Origin of the sequence: Clostridium sp. K13, assembly GCF_019734195.1 — a bacterium.
Classification (GTDB): domain Bacteria; phylum Bacillota; class Clostridia; order Clostridiales; family Clostridiaceae; genus Clostridium.
In genome coordinates, this window is the sequence record NZ_JAASHM010000005.1 from 119,374 (window position 1) to 136,907 (window position 17,534).

Below are 17,534 nucleotides of genomic sequence, written 5' to 3' on the forward strand. Positions count from 1 at the left end.
TATGCAGTTTATGTAAGCAACAATGGTATATTATTGAAATTAAATATAGTTTAATTCGATATATACCATATTATTTATATGCTTAATTTTAAAAAAGGGAAGCGAGGTAGACAAGATGAGAAAAATGAAGACTATGGATGGTAACACTGCTGCTGCACACGTATCATATGCGTTCACAGAAGTAACTGCTATTTATCCAATAACTCCATCATCACCAATGGCAGAACATGTTGATGAATGGGTTGCACAAGGTAGAAAAAATATTTTTGGACAACCAGTAAAGGTTATGGAAATGCAATCAGAGGGAGGAGCAGCAGGAGCGGTTCATGGATCATTACAGGCTGGAGCTTATACTACTACATATACAGCTTCACAAGGTTTATTATTAATGATTCCTAATATGTACAAGATATCTGGAGAAAGACTTCCAGGGGTTATACATGTGTCTGCTAGAGCACTAGCAACATCTTCATTAAATATTTTTGGAGACCACCAAGATGTTATGGCTGCAAGACAAACTGGTTTTGCAATGCTTGCAGAGGGTTCAGTTCAAGAAGTTATGGATTTATCAGCAGTTGCACATTTAGCTGCGATAAAAACTAGAATTCCATTTATGAACTTCTTTGATGGATTTAGAACATCACATGAAATTCAAAAGATTGAAGTTTTAGAATATGATGAGTTAGGTAAGCTAGTTGATTGGGATGCAGTAAAAGAATTTAGACAATCTGCGCTAAATCCAGATCATCCAGTAACTAGAGGTACAGCTCAAAATCCAGATATATACTTCCAAACAAGAGAAGCTGTAAATAGATTCTATGATGATATTCCAGAAGTGGTCGAAGGATATATGGCTGAAATAACTAAATTAACAGGAAGAGAGTATCACTGCTTCGATTACTATGGAGCACCAGATGCTGATAGAGTAATAATTGCAATGGGTTCAGGAACTGACGTTGCTGAAGAAACAGTGGATTACTTAAATGCTAGAGGAGAAAAGGTTGGTGTTGTAAAGGTTAGACTTTATAGACCATTCTCAATAGAAAAATTATTAGCTGTAATTCCAGATACAGTTAAGAAAATTGCAGTTTTAGATAGAACTAAGGAACCAGGATCAATAGGTGAGCCATTATACTTAGATGTAGTAAGTGCATTTGCTGGTAAAGGAAATGCTCCAATTATAGTTGGTGGTAGATATGGATTAGGTTCAAAGGATCCAAATCCTTCAGATATAGCAGCTGTTTATGCTAATCTTTCTAAGGACGAGCCTAAGAATGGATTTACAATTGGTATAGTTGATGATGTAACATTTACTTCACTTGAAACAGTAGAAGATATAGATGCTACACCAGAAGGAACTAAGGCTTGTAAGTTCTGGGGATTAGGTTCAGATGGTACTGTTGGTGCTAATAAGAGTGCTATTAAGATTATTGGTGACCATACTGACATGTATGCTCAAGGATATTTCTCATATGACTCTAAGAAATCAGGTGGTATAACAGTTTCTCATTTAAGATTTGGTAAGAAACCAATTAAATCACCATATTTAATAGACAAAGCTGATTTTGTAGCATGTCACAATCAATCATATGTTTATAAATATAATGTATTAGACGGATTAAAGAAAAATGGTAAGTTCTTATTGAATACAATTTGGACACCAGAAGAATTAGATGAAAAGTTACCAGCAGAAATGAAGAAAACTATAGCTGAAAAGAATATAGAATTCTATACATTAAATGCTGTTAAGATAGCCCAAGAAATTGGTCTTGGTGGAAGAATTAATATGATAATGCAAGCTGCATTCTTTAAAATAGCTAATATAATTCCAGTTGATGAAGCAATAGCGTATTTAAAGAAAGCTGTTGTAACATCATATGGTAAAAAAGGTGAAAAAGTTGTTAATATGAATAATGCTGCTATAGATGCTGGTGTTGAAGCTATCGTTAAGATAGATGTTCCAGAAACTTGGGCAAATGCAGTAGATAAAGAAGTCGCAACTACTAAAGAAGTTCCAGCATTTATTAAAGATATAGTTGATCCTATGAATAGACAAGAAGGATTTGGATTACCAGTTTCTACATTTGTTAAGCATGGTATGGAAGATGGTACATTCATGGCTGGTACTGCAGCTTATGAAAAGAGAGGAATTGCAATTAATGTTCCTGAATGGATTCCAGAAAATTGTATTCAATGTAATCAATGTGCTGTAGTATGTCCTCATGCTGCAATAAGACCATTCTTATTAACAGGAGAGGAAGCTGAAAAGGCACCTGCTTCAATGAAGACTACTGATGCAAAGGCATTAAAGACAGAAGCTCCATATAAGTTCTCAATTGGTGTTACACCTCTTGATTGTACAGGTTGTGGAAACTGTGCTGAAGTATGTCCAGCCAAGAATAAAGCTTTAGTTATGAAGCCACAAGATAGTCAACATGATCAAATAGAGGCTTGGGATTATGCAACAACAAAAGTATCTGCTAAGAAAAACCCAATGAATAAGAATACTTTAAAGGGTAGCCAATTTGAACAACCACTTCTTGAGTTCTCAGGTGCTTGTGCAGGTTGTGGAGAAACTCCATATGCTAAGCTTGTAACTCAATTATTTGGTGATAGAATGATGGTAGCTAATGCTACAGGATGTTCTTCAATTTGGGGTGGATCTGCTCCTGCAACTCCATATACAATTAATCATAATGGTCATGGTCCAGCTTGGGCTAATTCATTATTTGAAGATAATGCTGAATATGGTTTAGGTATGTTCTTAGGGGTTAAAGCTATCAGAGATAGAATTGCTGAAAATGTAAAAGTTGCATTAGAAAGTGATTTAGCTGATGATACTAAGACTGTATTAAAAGACTGGTTAGATAATATGGAAGAAAGTGATGGAACTAGAGAAAGAGCAAATGCTTTAGTAACTACACTTGAAAATTGTGATTCTGAAATAGCTAAGGCTATTTTAAATGATAAAGAGTACTTCGTTAAGAGATCTCAATGGATCTTTGGTGGAGACGGTTGGGCATATGACATTGGATACGGTGGACTTGACCATGTACTTGCATCAGGAGAAAACGTAAATGTATTAGTATTTGATACAGAAGTTTACTCAAATACTGGTGGACAATCTTCTAAGTCTACACCAACAGCTGCAATTGCTAAATTTGCTGCTTCTGGTAAGAGAACTAAGAAGAAAGACTTAGGAATGATGGCTATGAGCTATGGTTATGTATATGTTGCACAAGTTGCAATGGGAGCTGATAAGAACCAAGTTCTTAAAGCTATTTCAGAAGCTGAAAGCTATAATGGACCATCATTAATAATTGCTTATGCTCCATGTATTAATCATGGTATAAAAATAGGTATGACTAATTCACAATTAGAAACTAAGAAAGCTGTTGATTGTGGATATTGGGCAACTTATAGATATAACCCAGCATTAAAAGGAATTAAAAATCCATTTACTTTAGATTCAAAAGAACCTAAGGGGGATTTTAGAGAATTCTTAATGGGGGAAGTTAGATATGCTTCATTAGCTAAAGCATTCCCAGAGGCAGCAGATGCTTTATTTGAAAAAACACAAGCTGATGCAATGGAAAGATTGGAAAATTATAGAAAACTTGCTAATCAAGAATAGCAATAAATTAATAAAAAAGAGACGAAAGTCTCTTTTTTTATTTTGAATTTATAGAAATATATCAAATTTTTATAAAAAAAATATATTTTTCTTTTATTTTCCTAAGAATAAGGGTACAATTAAAAAGACTAGTTAAGTTAAGTAATAATTAATTGTTTAACTTATTTATTAAGGAGGAATTTAAAATGGATAACGAATTAAATAAATGCGGCGAAGGCTGCGGATGCGGACACGATCACGATAGCCACGGATGTGGAGATAACTGTGGGTGTGGAGAACACGAACATGAACACTTTGTTGTTGATTTAGAAGATGATAACGGAAATGTTATATCTTGCCCAATAGTTGATGCATTTGAATTTGAAGAAAATGAATATGTATTAGCTCAAAATCCAGAAGATGAATCAGTTTACTTATTCAGATCAACTGAAGAAGGAGAACTTATAGTTCCAGAAGAAGCTGAATTCGATAAAGTAACAGAATATTATACTAACGTTTTAGCTGACGAATAATATTAAAAGAGATTATGCAAATTAATTTGTATAATCTCTTTTTTTATATTAGTATAAGTGAATTTTATTACTTGTTTTCAATTTACATTTTAAAGGTAAGATGATATATTTTTATTATGGGAAATATTACTTAGAATTTTGAATATAAGTTAGAATAACAATTTGATAAGTAACTTAAACTAAGTAAAAGTCATAAATGAAAATTTCACTTAAAGAGAAAAAGGTGAATAATATGAAGTATGCGGATTTACATATTCATTCAAATTATTCTGATGGAGTAAAGAGTCCAGAAGAAATAATTAAAACAGCAATAAAAGACAATATAAAGTATATCTCTATAACAGATCATGATTCTATATCATCACAGTATGTAACGAAAAATAATTATAAAGAAATAAACATAATTCCAGGAATAGAACTTAGTACTGAATATAAAGAAATGGAATTACATATACTGGGGTATTTTATGGATATTGATAATAATGAGTTACAAGAACTTGCAAAAGAGTTAAATACTCAACGAATAAAAAGAGTAGAAGATATATTATTTAAATTAAATAAATATGATATTAAGTTAGATATAGAAGATTTAGCTATAGATATAGATGCAACGGTAGGAAGAAGTCATGTTGCAAATGCAATGGTTAAAAAAGGTTATTTCGATAATTATAAAAGTGCTTTTAGAAATTTTTTAATTCAAGGAAAACCAGGTTATGTTAAAGGGTTTAGGTTAAATTATAAAGATTGTATAGATGTAATTAATAAAGCCGGAGGTGTGGCTATTTTAGCTCATCCAGGACAAATATATAGAAAAATTGAAGTCGAAAATATCTTAAAGGAATTGAGATGTTTTGGCCTAAAGGGAATAGAGGTATATCATCCAAGCCATTCACAAGGAGATATAAATAAATTTTTTAATTTATCAAAAAAGTATAAGCTATGCATAACTGGAGGAAGTGATTATCATGGAAAAGCATTAGGTTATGATAATTTATCTATAGGTAGTTATGGATTAAATGAAGAATATTTAGAAAAGTTTATTAAAATTAATAATAGATAATGGGGGCAAAACAATGGAATTATCAAGAAAAGCACAAAGAATAGAAGCATCAGTAACTTTAGCAATAACAGCAAAGGCTAAAGAGATGAAGGAAAGTGGAATTGATGTAATTAGTTTTGGTGCAGGTGAACCTGACTTTAATACTCCACAAAATATAATTAATGCTGCTATAAAAGCTATGGAAGATGGAAACACAAAGTATACTAATGTAAATGGAATACTTCCATTAAGAGAAGCTATATGTGAAAAATTTGAAAAAGATAATGGGTTAATATATAATCCATCACAAATAGTTGTATCAACTGGGGCTAAGCAATCACTTGCCAATGCGTTTTTAGCTATATTGAATCCTGGTGATGAGGTAATTGTACCAAGTCCTTATTGGGTTAGTTATCCTGAACTTATAGGATTAGCTGATGGAAAGGCTGTTTTTGTAGAAAGTGATGAAAAATCAGCTTATAAATTTACTAGTGAAAACTTAGAAAAGGCAGTTACTACAAAAACAAAAGCTATTATATTAAATACTCCTAACAATCCAACAGGAACTATTTATAATAGAGATGAACTAATAGAAATTGCAGAATTTGCTAAAAAATATGATCTTATAATTGTTTCAGATGAAATGTATGAAAAGTTAATATATGATGGAGAGAAGCATGTAAGTATTGCTAGTGTTTCTCAAGATGCATATGAAAGAACTATTGTTATAAATGGATTATCTAAATCTTATGCTATGACAGGATGGAGATTAGGTTATTGTGGAGCTAGTGAAAAAATAGCAAAGTTAATGACTAATATTCAAAGCCATATGACATCTAATGTTTGTTCAATAACTCAATATGCAGCAATAGAGGCTTTAAATGGACCACAAGATAAAGTTAGAGAAATGATTGTTGAGTTTGAGAAAAGAAGAAACTACATGGTAAAAACTTTAGAAGAGATGAATAACTTAAGCATAATTAAACCAGAAGGTGCATTTTATATTATGATAAATATTGATAAGTGCTTAGGAAAAGAAATTAATGGACAAAAAATAAATGATTCAATGGAGTTTTCAGCTAAATTATTAGAGCATGAAAAAGTAGCTGTTATTCCAGGAAAAGCTTTTGGATTAGATAATTATGTAAGAGTATCTTATGCAACTTCAATGGAATTAATTGAAAAAGGTTTAGAAAGAATTAATGATTTTGTTAATAAGTTAAAATAAAAAATGGACTGTACACTTTATATAGTTAGTAGTCAGCAGTGGGTAGTTAGTAGTTTAGGAGTTTTATCCTTAATTACTAACTATTTATAGGTTTGGAGGAGTAGACGTGGAAAAATTAGCGATATTTGATATAGATTATACTATAACAAGAAAAGAAACTTTAATGGAGTTTTTTAAATACATTGTATCTAAGGATATAAAAAATATAAAATTTTTACCAAGAGCATTGTATTCGGGATTAATGTATGGAGTTAAAGTTTATGATGAGAAAAAAGTTAAAGAATGTTTTTTAAAGTTTATAGAAAATATAGATGAGACAGAATTAGCTAAACTTACTAAGTCTTTTTATGATGAAAGATTAAGTACTATATTATATAAAGATGCAGTTAATATGATAAAAAAATTAAAAAATGAAGGATACATGGTAGTATTAATATCAGCATCTCCAGAGTTTTATGTTAAAGAATTTTATGCAATTGAAGAAGTTGATTTAATAATTGGAACTAAATTTACTTTTGAAGGTGGAAAATTCATAAGAAAGATGAGCGGCAATAATTGTAAGGGTGAAGAGAAGGTTAGAAGATTAAATGAAGTATTAAAAGAAAAAAATATAAAAGTAGATTTTAAAAATTCATATATGTTCTCTGACTCTCTTTCAGATAAACCTTTATTAGATTTAGTAGGAAATCCATATTTAATTAATTATAAGAAAAAGCATGAAATAGAAATTTTAAGATGGAAATAAATAATCTTCAAAAGGAGTGTAATATTAATGGAAGCAATAAATAAATTTTATTTTAATAATGGAATAATATATCCTATTAATGAGTTTACTGATGAAGATTGTAAAGAAAAGATAATATATGAGGTCTTAAGAGTTGTTAATGGAAAACCAGTATTTTTAAAAGATCATTTATCTAGAATGAAGAAATCATTTGAATTAATAAATAAAGAATTTCCATATAGTGAAGAAAATATAGAAAGTTTAATAATAAAGGTTATACAAAGTAATGATAATATTAATGGAAATATAAAGGTTACATATAATATAAATAATGGTAATTTTAAAATATATTATATAATGCATTGCTATCCGGAGGATGAGTACTATAAAAAGGGTGTAAAGGTTATTCTTTATTATGGTGAAAGAGAAAATCCTAATTTAAAAATAGTAAGTACTGCATTTAGAGCTAAAATTTCAGAAAAAATGAAGGTTGCCAATGCTCATGAAGCATTATTGGTAGATAGAAATGGATTTATAACAGAAGGTAGCAAATCAAATTTCTTTGGAATAAAGGATAAAAAGATTATAACAGCTAAGGGGGAGGATGTACTTAGGGGAATTACAAGGCATAAAATATTTAAAATAGCAGAATTATTAGGTATAGAAGTGGATGAAAGAGATATAAAAGCTTCAGAAATAATGGATTTAGATGCATTGTTTATATCAGGAACTTCCGTTGCTATATTACCAATATCTCAAGTAGATAATATTAAATTTGATGTTAATAATGAAACTTTAAGAAAAATAATGAAGATTTATAATGAGCTCTTAGATGGAAGTAATAAGGTGAAATAGATTTAGTACTACAAGAATGCCGAAAATAAAATATTAATTTTCGGCACATAAGCTTTAGTACATAGTTTATATATTAGAATAGAAGGATGGGGCTATGGAATTAAATATTAAAAAAGAAACTGATACATATTTATTTGTAGTATTTAAACTTATGTTAGGATTTTTCTTAGCAGCATTAGGAATAGTTTTTATGATAAATGCTAATTTAGGATTATCACCGTGGGATGTGCTACATCAAGGTATCACAAATGTAATTCCTATAACAATAGGACAAGCTAATATTGTGGTTGGAATAATAGTAGTTATATCTAGTATGTTTTTAGGAGTAAAAATAGGTATAGGGACTATATTAAATACTATTCTTGTAGGGGTATTTATTGATTTAATAACAATTACTAAAGTTATCCCGATGGTACACAATTTATTTATAGGAATACTAATGTTAGTAGTAGGAATGATTTTTTTAGGTCTTGGAACATGTATTTATTTAAGTTGTGAATTAGGTTGTGGACCAAGGGATGGATTGATGACAGCATTAACTAGAATTACAAAAAAGCCTGTCAAATTAGTAAGAACAACTATTGAAATTTGTGCTCTAGTTTGTGGTTGGCTTTTAGGTGGTTATGTAGGTATTGGTACTATAATAACTGCAATTGTATTAGGATATATTATTCAATTATGGTGTAAAATTTTAAAGTTGGATATAGCAATACTAAATCATAGAAGTATATTAGATAATTTAAATAATATTATTAAAAAAGTGTAATTTCAAATAAATAGGTATATTAGAAAGCTGACTAGTTATTCTAATATACCTATTTTATATTATAGATATTATTTAAGCTAATTATTGAGTAAAGATAAAAAAATAATAAATTAAAAGAATTTCGATAATTTTGAAAAGAATTTTGTATGGGTTTAAATATGTGAAAACGTTATAATTTAATTGTAAAAATTAAATAAATAAAACGGGAATATTTTGGAGGGGATAAAATGATTAAACTAAAAAAATTATTACCAATGGTTGTTGTTGCAACTATGATTGCAGGTTCTATGACTGGATGTGGTAATTCAGGAAGCGATACTAAAAGTGATTCAACGGATACAGGAAAAACTGAAGCTACTGATGAGTCAAAAGGTGAAGATACTAGTAACATATTAATTGGATCAGCAATATATAAGTTTGATGATACATTTATGACAGGTGTTCGTACTGCAATGGAAAATCAAGCAGATGAAGAAGGAGTAAAAATTGAATTAGTTGACTCCCAAAATAAACAACCAACACAAAATGAGCAAGTTGATACATTTATAACTAAGGGAGTTAATGCTTTAGCTATCAACCCAGTTGATAGAACTGCAGCAGGCCCAATAATTGAAAAAGCAAAAGCTAAAAATTTACCAATAGTATTTTTAAATCGTGAGCCAGAAGAAGCTGATATGAATAGTTATGATAAGGTTTGGTATGTTGGAGCAAAGGCTGAACAATCAGGAACTCAATCAGGTGAGATTATTGTAGATTACTTTAAAGCAAATCCAGAAGCTGATAAAAATGGAGATGGAGTTATTCAATATGTAATGTTACAAGGAGAACCAGGACATCAAGATGCTACATTACGTACAGAATATTCTATAAAGGCTATTGAAGATGGAGGATTTAAAGCTGAAAAGCTTGCTGCTGATACAGCAATGTGGGATAAGGCTAAAGCTACTGACCTTATGAAGGCATTTATAACTGGACAAGGTTTAGAAAAGATTGAAGCAGTTCTTTGTAATAATGATGATATGGCTTTAGGAGCAATTGAGGCATTAAAAGCTGAAGGATATAACAAAGGTGATGCTTCTAAATATATTCCTGTAGTTGGAGTTGACGCAACTGCACCTGCACTTCAAGCAATGAAAGATGGTTCTCTTTTAGGTACAGTATTAAATGATGCAGAAAATCAAGGAAAAGCAACTGTTAACGTAGCTATAGCTGCAGCTCAAGGTAAGGAAATAAATAAGGATACAGTGGGATATGATGTAACTGATGGTAAATATATTTGGATTGACTACGTTAAGGTTACTCAAGATAACTATCAAGACTACTTAAAGTAGTTAGGAGTTAAGAGTTAGAAGTTAGTAGTTAAAGAGTAAATTCAGCATAGCTGAATTTTAAAGATATATTACTATTAAGAAACTTTAAAAGGAGTTATATCTGAACTACTGACTACTAACTCAAAACTACAAACTATCCAAAAGGGGTGTTTAAATGGGAGAGTATATATTAGAAATGAATAATATAACTAAAGTTTTTCCAGGGGTAAAGGCTTTAGATAATGTAACTTTAAAAGTAAGAAAAGGTACTGTTCATGCATTAATGGGTGAAAATGGGGCAGGAAAATCAACGTTGATGAAATGTCTTTTTGGCGTTTATGAAGAAGATGGTGGAGAAATAATATTAGATGGAAGAAAAGAAATTATTACTTCATCTAAGCAAGCATTAGATTTAGGAATATCAATGATACATCAGGAATTACATCCCATAAGATTTAGGCCAGTAATGGAAAATATATGGCTTGGAAGGTTTCCAATGAGAGGAATTGCTGTAGATAAGAAGGCTATGATAAGAAAGACAGAAGAATTATTTAAGGAAGTTGGATTAGATATTAATCCAGAAATATTAGCAGGTAATTTATCAGCATCAACGTTACAATTAGTTGAAATTGCAAAAGCTGTTAGCTACAATTCAAAAATAATTATTATGGACGAGCCTACATCTTCATTAACAATAAATGAAACTGAACATTTATTTAGAATAATAAATCAATTAAGAGCTAAAGGATGTGCAATTATTTATATCTCCCACAAGATGGAGGAAATTTTAAAAATATCTGATGAAGTTACTATTATGAGAGATGGTCAATATGTAGGTACTTGGCATTCTAAGGAACTTACAACAGATCTTATTATAAACCGTATGGTTGGTCGTGATATGACTAATAGATTTCCAGAGAAAGATTATAAAGTGCAAAATGAAGTAGTACTTAAGGTTGATAATTTATGTTCTAGTGATGCTAGATCATTTAAAAATGTAAATTTTGAGCTACATAAAGGGGAAATATTAGGAATAGGTGGACTTGTAGGAGCTCAAAGGACTGAACTTGTAGAAGCTATATTTGGGTTGAGAAAAATAGAATCTGGAACCATCCATAAAGATGGAAAGGAAATTATTATAAATAATGTTAAAGATGCAAAAAAGCAAGGATTTGCACTGTTAACGGAAGAAAGAAGAGCTACAGGAATATTTGGAATACTTTCTGTTTTAGATAATACTGTTATTGCTAATCAGAAGCAATATTCTAAGTGTGGAGTATTAAGAGAAAATGCAAGGTATAAAGCTGCAAAGGAATCAAATGAAAATTTAAAGACTAAAACACCTACATTAAATGAAGATATGCAAAATCTTTCAGGAGGTAATCAACAAAAGGTTTTAATAGCGAGATGGCTTTTAACAAATCCAGATATATTAATATTAGATGAACCTACTAGAGGAATCGATGTAGGTGCTAAGTATGAAATTTATTCAATTATGATAGAACTTGCAAAAAAGGGCAAATCAATTATTATGATTTCATCTGAAATGCCAGAGCTTTTAGGAATATCGGATAGAATAATGGTAATGTGCGAAGGAAGAGTTACAGGGATATTAAATAAAGATGAAGCAGATGAAGTAAAAATAATGAATTATTCAACTAAGTTTATTAAGTAATGAAAGAGGGGGATATATATGGGAAATGCAAAAATTATTTCTAATAAGAAGTATTCAGAAATGTTTTTGATTATGGGAGCTATTATTTTAGCTTTAGGAATAATATTAAAATTTGTTTTAGATAGAGCTGTTTTTTATGATTTGCCTATTTATATAATGCTTATAGGAGCAGGATTATTAATATATGGAGCAAGAAGGTTTTTTGATAAAAAGAATAGCAATATGGAAGTTGAAATTTCTACTAAAACAGCTAAGAATTTTTTAACTAACAATGCTATTATAATAGCGCTTTTAGCATTAGTAGTTGTTATTATGATAATACAACCAAGATTTATGCAATATCAAGTTGCTTTGGACATATTAACCCAATCATCAACTAGGATGATAATTGCCTTGGGAATATGCTTTACATTGTTAATTGCAGGTACAGATCTTTCCGCTGGACGTATGGTTGGACTTGCAGCTGTAATATCAACTTCAATGTTACAAACAGCAGATTATGCAAATAGATTTTTTCCAGATTTACCTCAATTAGCTGTTATTATTCCAATAGTTGCAGCAATAGTTGCTTGTATGATTTTTGGATGTATAAATGGTTTTTTAGTTGCGAAATATGATATGCATCCTTTTATAGCAACATTAGCAGTTCAAGTAATAGTATATGGGGTTTGTTCATTGTATTTTGATATGGCACCAAATAGATCACAGCCAATAGGTGGAGTAAGACCAGATTTTATATTCTGGGGACAACATAAGTTATTCCAGATTGGAGATTTTCCAGGTATATCAATATTAGTACCAATAGCTTTAGCTTTTGTTATATTAGTTTGGTTCATATTAAATAAAACTGTATTTGGTAAGAATGTTTATGCTATTGGAGGAAATAGGGAAGCTGCAATAGTATCAGGTGTAAATGTATTTGCAACAATAATGGGAATATTTATTTTTGCATCATTTTTATACGGTGTAGGTGGTATTCTAGAAGCCGCAAGAACGGCAGGTGCTACTAATAACTACGGAAATGGATATGAACTAGACGCCATAGCAGCCTGTGTTGTTGGAGGGGTTTCTCTTAATGGTGGTGTAGGTAAAGTTGGAGGAATTGTAAGCGGTGTTTTAATATTTACTGTTATACAATACGGATTACAATTTATAGCTGTTAGCCCTATGTGGCAACAAGTTATAAAGGGAGTAATTATTGCTGTAGCGGTTGCAATTGACCTTTCTAAATATAGAAGAAAATAGTTAATAAAGTTTAAAGCAGTCATCTTAGGGTGGCTGTTTTTTTTGATATAGATAAAAAAGAAATATTTACTTATTTTTACAAAAGGTAAATAAAATGATATAATTAGTAAAGGATTACAACAAGGGTGATAGAGGGTGATGTAATATATGGAATTATATAAAATTCTTATTGTTGATGATGAAGAAGAAATCAGACTTGGAGTTATAAAAAAAATAAATTGGGAATACTACGGATTTAAAGTTATAGGTGATGCATCTAATGGAATAGAAGCTTGGGAAAAAGCTAATAATTTAAAGCCGGATATAGTGATGACAGATATTAGAATGCCTTTTATGGATGGATTAGAATTAGGTGCAAAAATACAAGAAGTTATGCCATCTACAAAAATAATAATTTTTTCAGGGTGTGATGATTTTGAATATGCTCAAAAAGCAATAAGTATAAATGTGTCTGAATATGTTTTAAAGCCTATTAACTCTGAAAATTTAATAGAAATATTGAAAAAGTTAAAATGTAAATTAGATGAAGAATATGATGAAAAGAGAAATATTGAAGTATTACAAAAATACTATGCTGAAAGTATACCTGTAATGAGGGAACAGTTTTTAATAGCAGCTATTGAAGGAAAAATAGATAATGTTAATTTAAATGAAGAATTAGATAGATTAAAAATAAATTTTAAATTCAAATATTTTACTGTAGGAGTTATTAATTTAGATATTAATAATCATAATTCAATATTTAAGGAAAATGATAAATTATTGCCTATATCTGCTCAAAAAATATTGAAGGATATAATGAAGAATATAGGTGAATTTATAAGCTTTTTATATTTAGATAATGTAATAATAATTGGAAATTTAAAAGAAAAAGAAGAGTTAAATTATTTTATTAATGGACTTAATGAAGTTTGTAGAAGTTTTAAAAAAATTATATCTGGAAGTATGGTAATTGGATTGGGTAGAATTTGTGAGAATTTTAGTAAAGTAAATTTATCATATAAAGATGCAAAAAATGCTTTAGAATATAAGGTTATATTGGGAAGAGAAAAAGTAATTTATATAAAGGATGTAGAGCCGGATATATCTAAAAGCCTTGATTTTAATGAAAATTTAGAAAGAAAATTTGTAGATGCAATAAAAGTTGGGACTAGTAGTGATATTGATAATGTTTTAGAAGAGCTATTTAGTATAAAAAGTATGGAGTTATTACCTATAAATGAATTTAAAATATATGGAATAGAAATCTTAACATCATTAATTAAAACAATAAAATCTTATGATTTAAATATATCAGACATAATGGGAGAAGATTTCAATGATTATTTATATTTAAATAATTTAAGTTCTATTTTGGAAATAAAGGAATGGTTTAAAGAAAGAGCTAACAAGGCTAATGAAGCAATAAAAAATGAGAGAATTAACTCATCTAAGATACTTGTAGATAAAGCTAAAAAATATATAAAGGAAAATTATAATGATTATGAACTTTCCGTAGATAAAATGTGTTTAGTTTTACACTTGAGTCCCGCATATTTTTCTACAATATTTAAGAAAGAAACAGGAGTAAGCTTCATTAATTATTTAACTGATATTAGACTAGAAGAGGCAATAAGGCTTTTAAATACAACAGATAATAAAACAAGTGTCATAGGACATAATGTTGGATATTTAGAGCCAAATTATTTTAGCTATGTTTTTAAGAAAAAGTTTGGAATATCGCCTACAAGATACAGAAAGAGATAACTATTATGTTTAAAAAGTTTAAATTAAAAATAGATAAATTTAAAAAGTGGTATAAGCTCAATAGTATAAAGAAGGTGATTTCAACATCATTTACAGCTATAGCTGCAATAGGAATACTTACATTAGGTATAATCTTATATTTAAGGTATGTTGAATCTACGGAGAAAATCATTTCAAAAAATAATATTTTATTTATAGATCAGGTAAATCAAAATTTAGATAATTACTTACGTAATATGATGAAAATATCTAATGCTGTATATTATCAAGTAATAAAAAAGACTAATTTTTCTACTGATGATATAAGTGAAGAATTAAACTTGTTATATGAAGCCAATAAAGATTCATTAGTTAGTATAGGAATATTTTCAGAATATGGACAAGTTATAGCAGCCCAACCATTAACTCAAGTAAAGAATTATGTTGATCCTAGACAGAGTGATTGGTTTATAAAAGCAAAAGGAAAAAGTGAAAATTTACATTTTTCTACGCCTCATGTTCAAAATTTATTTATAGATCCGGATTATAAATACAGATGGGTAGTTTCATTAAGTAGAGCAGTTGATATAACTAATAATGGAAAGATAAGCTCTGGGGTATTGTTAGTTGATATGAATTTTACTGGAATAGAGCAACTTTTTAAAAATGTTTCTATGGATAACTCTTCTTATATTTATCTTATAGATGGAGAAGGAGAAATAATATATCACCCAAGACAACAATTAATTTATGCAAACTTAATTGATGAAAATAATATTATGGCTTCAGATTATGAAGATGGAAATCATAAAGAAAAGTTTCAAGGTAATAGTAGATTAATTACTGTTAAGACAGTTGGTTATACGGGATGGAAAATAGTATGCGTAACCCCAATGAATGAGGTTATATACAACTATAGTGAAATGGGGATATTTTCAATATTTATAATGTTATTATTTATTACAATAATTGCATTTTCGAATTTTTTTGTATCAACTAGAATAACAAATCCAATAACTGAACTTGAAAAAAGTGTTAAGAGGCTTGAAAATGGAGAAAGTGACATAGAAATATTAGTAGATGGGTCTTATGAAGTAAGACATTTAGCAAAGGCAATAAAATCAATGGTAAATCAAATGCATTTGCTTATGGATAATATAGTTAAGGAGCAAGAAGCTAAAAGAAAAAGTGAGTTAAATGCACTTCAAGCTCAAATAAATCCTCATTTTTTATATAACACTTTAGATTCTATAATATGGATGGTAGAAAATGAGAATTATGATGGAGCCATAAAAATGGTAACTGCTTTAGCAAAGTTATTTAGGATAAGTTTGAGTAAAGGAAAAAACATAATATCATTAAATGATGAGATTGAGCATGTAAGAAATTATTTAACTATTCAAAGTATACGTTATAAAAATAAGTTTGAATATTTTATTGAGTGTGATGAAAATACATTAAATCTTTGTAGTTTAAAATTAGTAATACAGCCTTTAGTGGAAAATGCTATAAAACATGGTATGGAATTTATGGATGGGGAAGGAGAGATTACAATTAAAACATATATAAATCAAAATGATTTATATATAGATGTAATTGATAATGGATTTGGAATGACTCAGGAAAATGCTGAAGCAATTTTAAGTGGAAATGTTAAGTTAAATAGTAAGGGATCTGGAATAGGATTAAAAAATGTTAATGAAAGAATAAAAATTTGTTTTGGAAATAGCTATGGGTTAAGTATATTTAGTGAATTAGATGAAGGAACAACTGTTAGAATTCATATGCCATTTATACTAGTTGAGGATTATTTTAATAATGGAGATAATAAATATGAAAAAAAGTAAAAAAATAAATTTAATTGTGTTAATTATATTACTTATTATGTCCTTTATATTACTTTTTTGTGATTTATTATTTAGAGATAAAAATAAAAACTATCAAATTTCGGTTATAGCATCTGGTAAAAGCAATGAAAGTTTCATGATATTAAAGGAAGGAGCTGAGCAAGCTGCATTAGAAATGAATGCTAATATAAGATTTTTATTTTTGTCTAAGGATAATAATGAAAAAGAACAAATAGAGCTTATTAAGAGGGAGTGTGACAATGAAGTAGATGCACTATTAATAAGTCCAATAGAAACTGAAGGTGTAGCAGAGGCAATTGAATATGCAAAGAAAAAAATGCCAGTTATAATAATTCAATCATCAATGAATATAAAAAGCAGCATTAATAGAGTAATGTGTGATGAATATAATTTAGGACAGGCTTTAGCTAAAGAGGCATTAAATAATATAAATAAAAATAAAAATATAATGATTATTAACAGTAATGATCATAGTACAAGCTGTTATGAAAGATATAATGGTATTTTAAAGGTATTAGATGAAAGTAATAGTGAGTATTATATATCTAACGTAGAAAATTATATAGATTACACAGTTTTAAATAATGTAATAGAGTCTAGTAATATAGGTGTAATAATATGTGTAGATAGAGAGGTTACTGAAAATATAGCTGAACTAAAGAAGAAAAGTGTAACCGAAGGTAACAATAATAATGTATTGATTCTTGGTGTTGGAAATACAAATAAAATAATTTCATTATTAGAAGAAAAAATAATAAATGCTACAGCAGTTCAAAATGAATTTAATATTGGATATATAGCTGTAAAAAATGCAATTGAAGTTAATGATGGAGAAAAGGCTGAAAAATTAAAATTAATAAAATCTACTGTAATAGAAAGTGATGATATGTACTCGCCTAAAAATGAAAGAATTTTATTTCAATTTGTTAGATAAAGGAGGAATAAAATTTATT

13 protein-coding genes are annotated in these 17,534 nt (G+C 29.0%); all 13 read left to right on the plus strand.

The window, feature by feature from the left end:
* Positions 1-115: 115 nt before the first annotated feature.
* Positions 116-3,634: a pyruvate:ferredoxin (flavodoxin) oxidoreductase gene (gene nifJ / locus HCG76_RS05210; RefSeq protein ID WP_221700340.1), complete on the plus strand. Its 3,519-nt coding sequence runs from the start codon at positions 116-118 to the stop codon at positions 3,632-3,634.
* A 185-nt stretch (positions 3,635-3,819) separates the two neighbouring features.
* Entirely contained in the window at positions 3,820-4,146 is a 327-nt protein-coding gene (locus tag HCG76_RS05215) for a DUF1292 domain-containing protein (RefSeq protein ID WP_195987301.1), read from the plus strand.
* Between the two features lie 232 nt (positions 4,147-4,378).
* Positions 4,379-5,206, plus strand: a complete 828-nt coding sequence (locus tag HCG76_RS05220) for a PHP domain-containing protein (RefSeq protein WP_221700339.1) — start codon at positions 4,379-4,381, stop codon at positions 5,204-5,206.
* Between the two features lie 13 nt (positions 5,207-5,219).
* Positions 5,220-6,413: a pyridoxal phosphate-dependent aminotransferase gene (locus tag HCG76_RS05225; protein WP_221700338.1), complete on the plus strand. Its 1,194-nt coding sequence runs from the start codon at positions 5,220-5,222 to the stop codon at positions 6,411-6,413.
* Positions 6,414-6,519: 106 nt separating this feature from the next.
* Entirely contained in the window at positions 6,520-7,158 is a 639-nt protein-coding gene (locus tag HCG76_RS05230; RefSeq protein ID WP_221700337.1) for an HAD-IB family hydrolase, read from the plus strand.
* Between the two features lie 27 nt (positions 7,159-7,185).
* Positions 7,186-7,992 (plus strand): aminotransferase class IV, encoded by an 807-nt coding sequence (locus HCG76_RS05235; protein ID WP_221700336.1) that lies wholly within the window; start codon positions 7,186-7,188, stop codon positions 7,990-7,992.
* Between the two features lie 94 nt (positions 7,993-8,086).
* Positions 8,087-8,758: a YczE/YyaS/YitT family protein gene (locus tag HCG76_RS05240; protein WP_221700335.1), complete on the plus strand. Its 672-nt coding sequence runs from the start codon at positions 8,087-8,089 to the stop codon at positions 8,756-8,758.
* Positions 8,759-8,985: 227 nt separating this feature from the next.
* Positions 8,986-10,089: a galactose ABC transporter substrate-binding protein gene (locus HCG76_RS05245; protein ID WP_221700334.1), complete on the plus strand. Its 1,104-nt coding sequence runs from the start codon at positions 8,986-8,988 to the stop codon at positions 10,087-10,089.
* A 154-nt stretch (positions 10,090-10,243) separates the two neighbouring features.
* Positions 10,244-11,743 carry a sugar ABC transporter ATP-binding protein gene (locus HCG76_RS05250; protein ID WP_221700333.1) on the plus strand — a complete coding sequence of 500 codons (1,500 nt, stop codon included), beginning with the start codon at positions 10,244-10,246 and terminating at the stop codon, positions 11,741-11,743.
* An 18-nt stretch (positions 11,744-11,761) separates the two neighbouring features.
* On the plus strand, positions 11,762-12,988 hold the full coding sequence (mglC, locus tag HCG76_RS05255) for a galactose/methyl galactoside ABC transporter permease MglC (protein WP_221700332.1): 1,227 nt from the start codon (positions 11,762-11,764) through the stop codon (positions 12,986-12,988).
* 147 nt (positions 12,989-13,135) lie between these two features.
* The gene (locus HCG76_RS05260) at positions 13,136-14,734 is read left to right on the plus strand and encodes a response regulator transcription factor (protein ID WP_221700331.1); all 1,599 of its coding nucleotides are present in this window, start codon (positions 13,136-13,138) and stop codon (positions 14,732-14,734) included.
* A gap of 5 nt (positions 14,735-14,739) precedes the next feature.
* Positions 14,740-16,560 (plus strand): sensor histidine kinase, encoded by a 1,821-nt coding sequence (locus HCG76_RS05265; RefSeq protein ID WP_221700330.1) that lies wholly within the window; start codon positions 14,740-14,742, stop codon positions 16,558-16,560.
* A complete protein-coding gene (locus HCG76_RS05270; RefSeq protein WP_221700329.1) occupies positions 16,547-17,515 on the plus strand; it encodes a substrate-binding domain-containing protein in 969 nt (322 codons plus the stop codon). Before HCG76_RS05265 ends, HCG76_RS05270 begins: the two co-directional genes overlap by 14 nt.
* Positions 17,516-17,534: the final 19 nt, after the last annotated feature.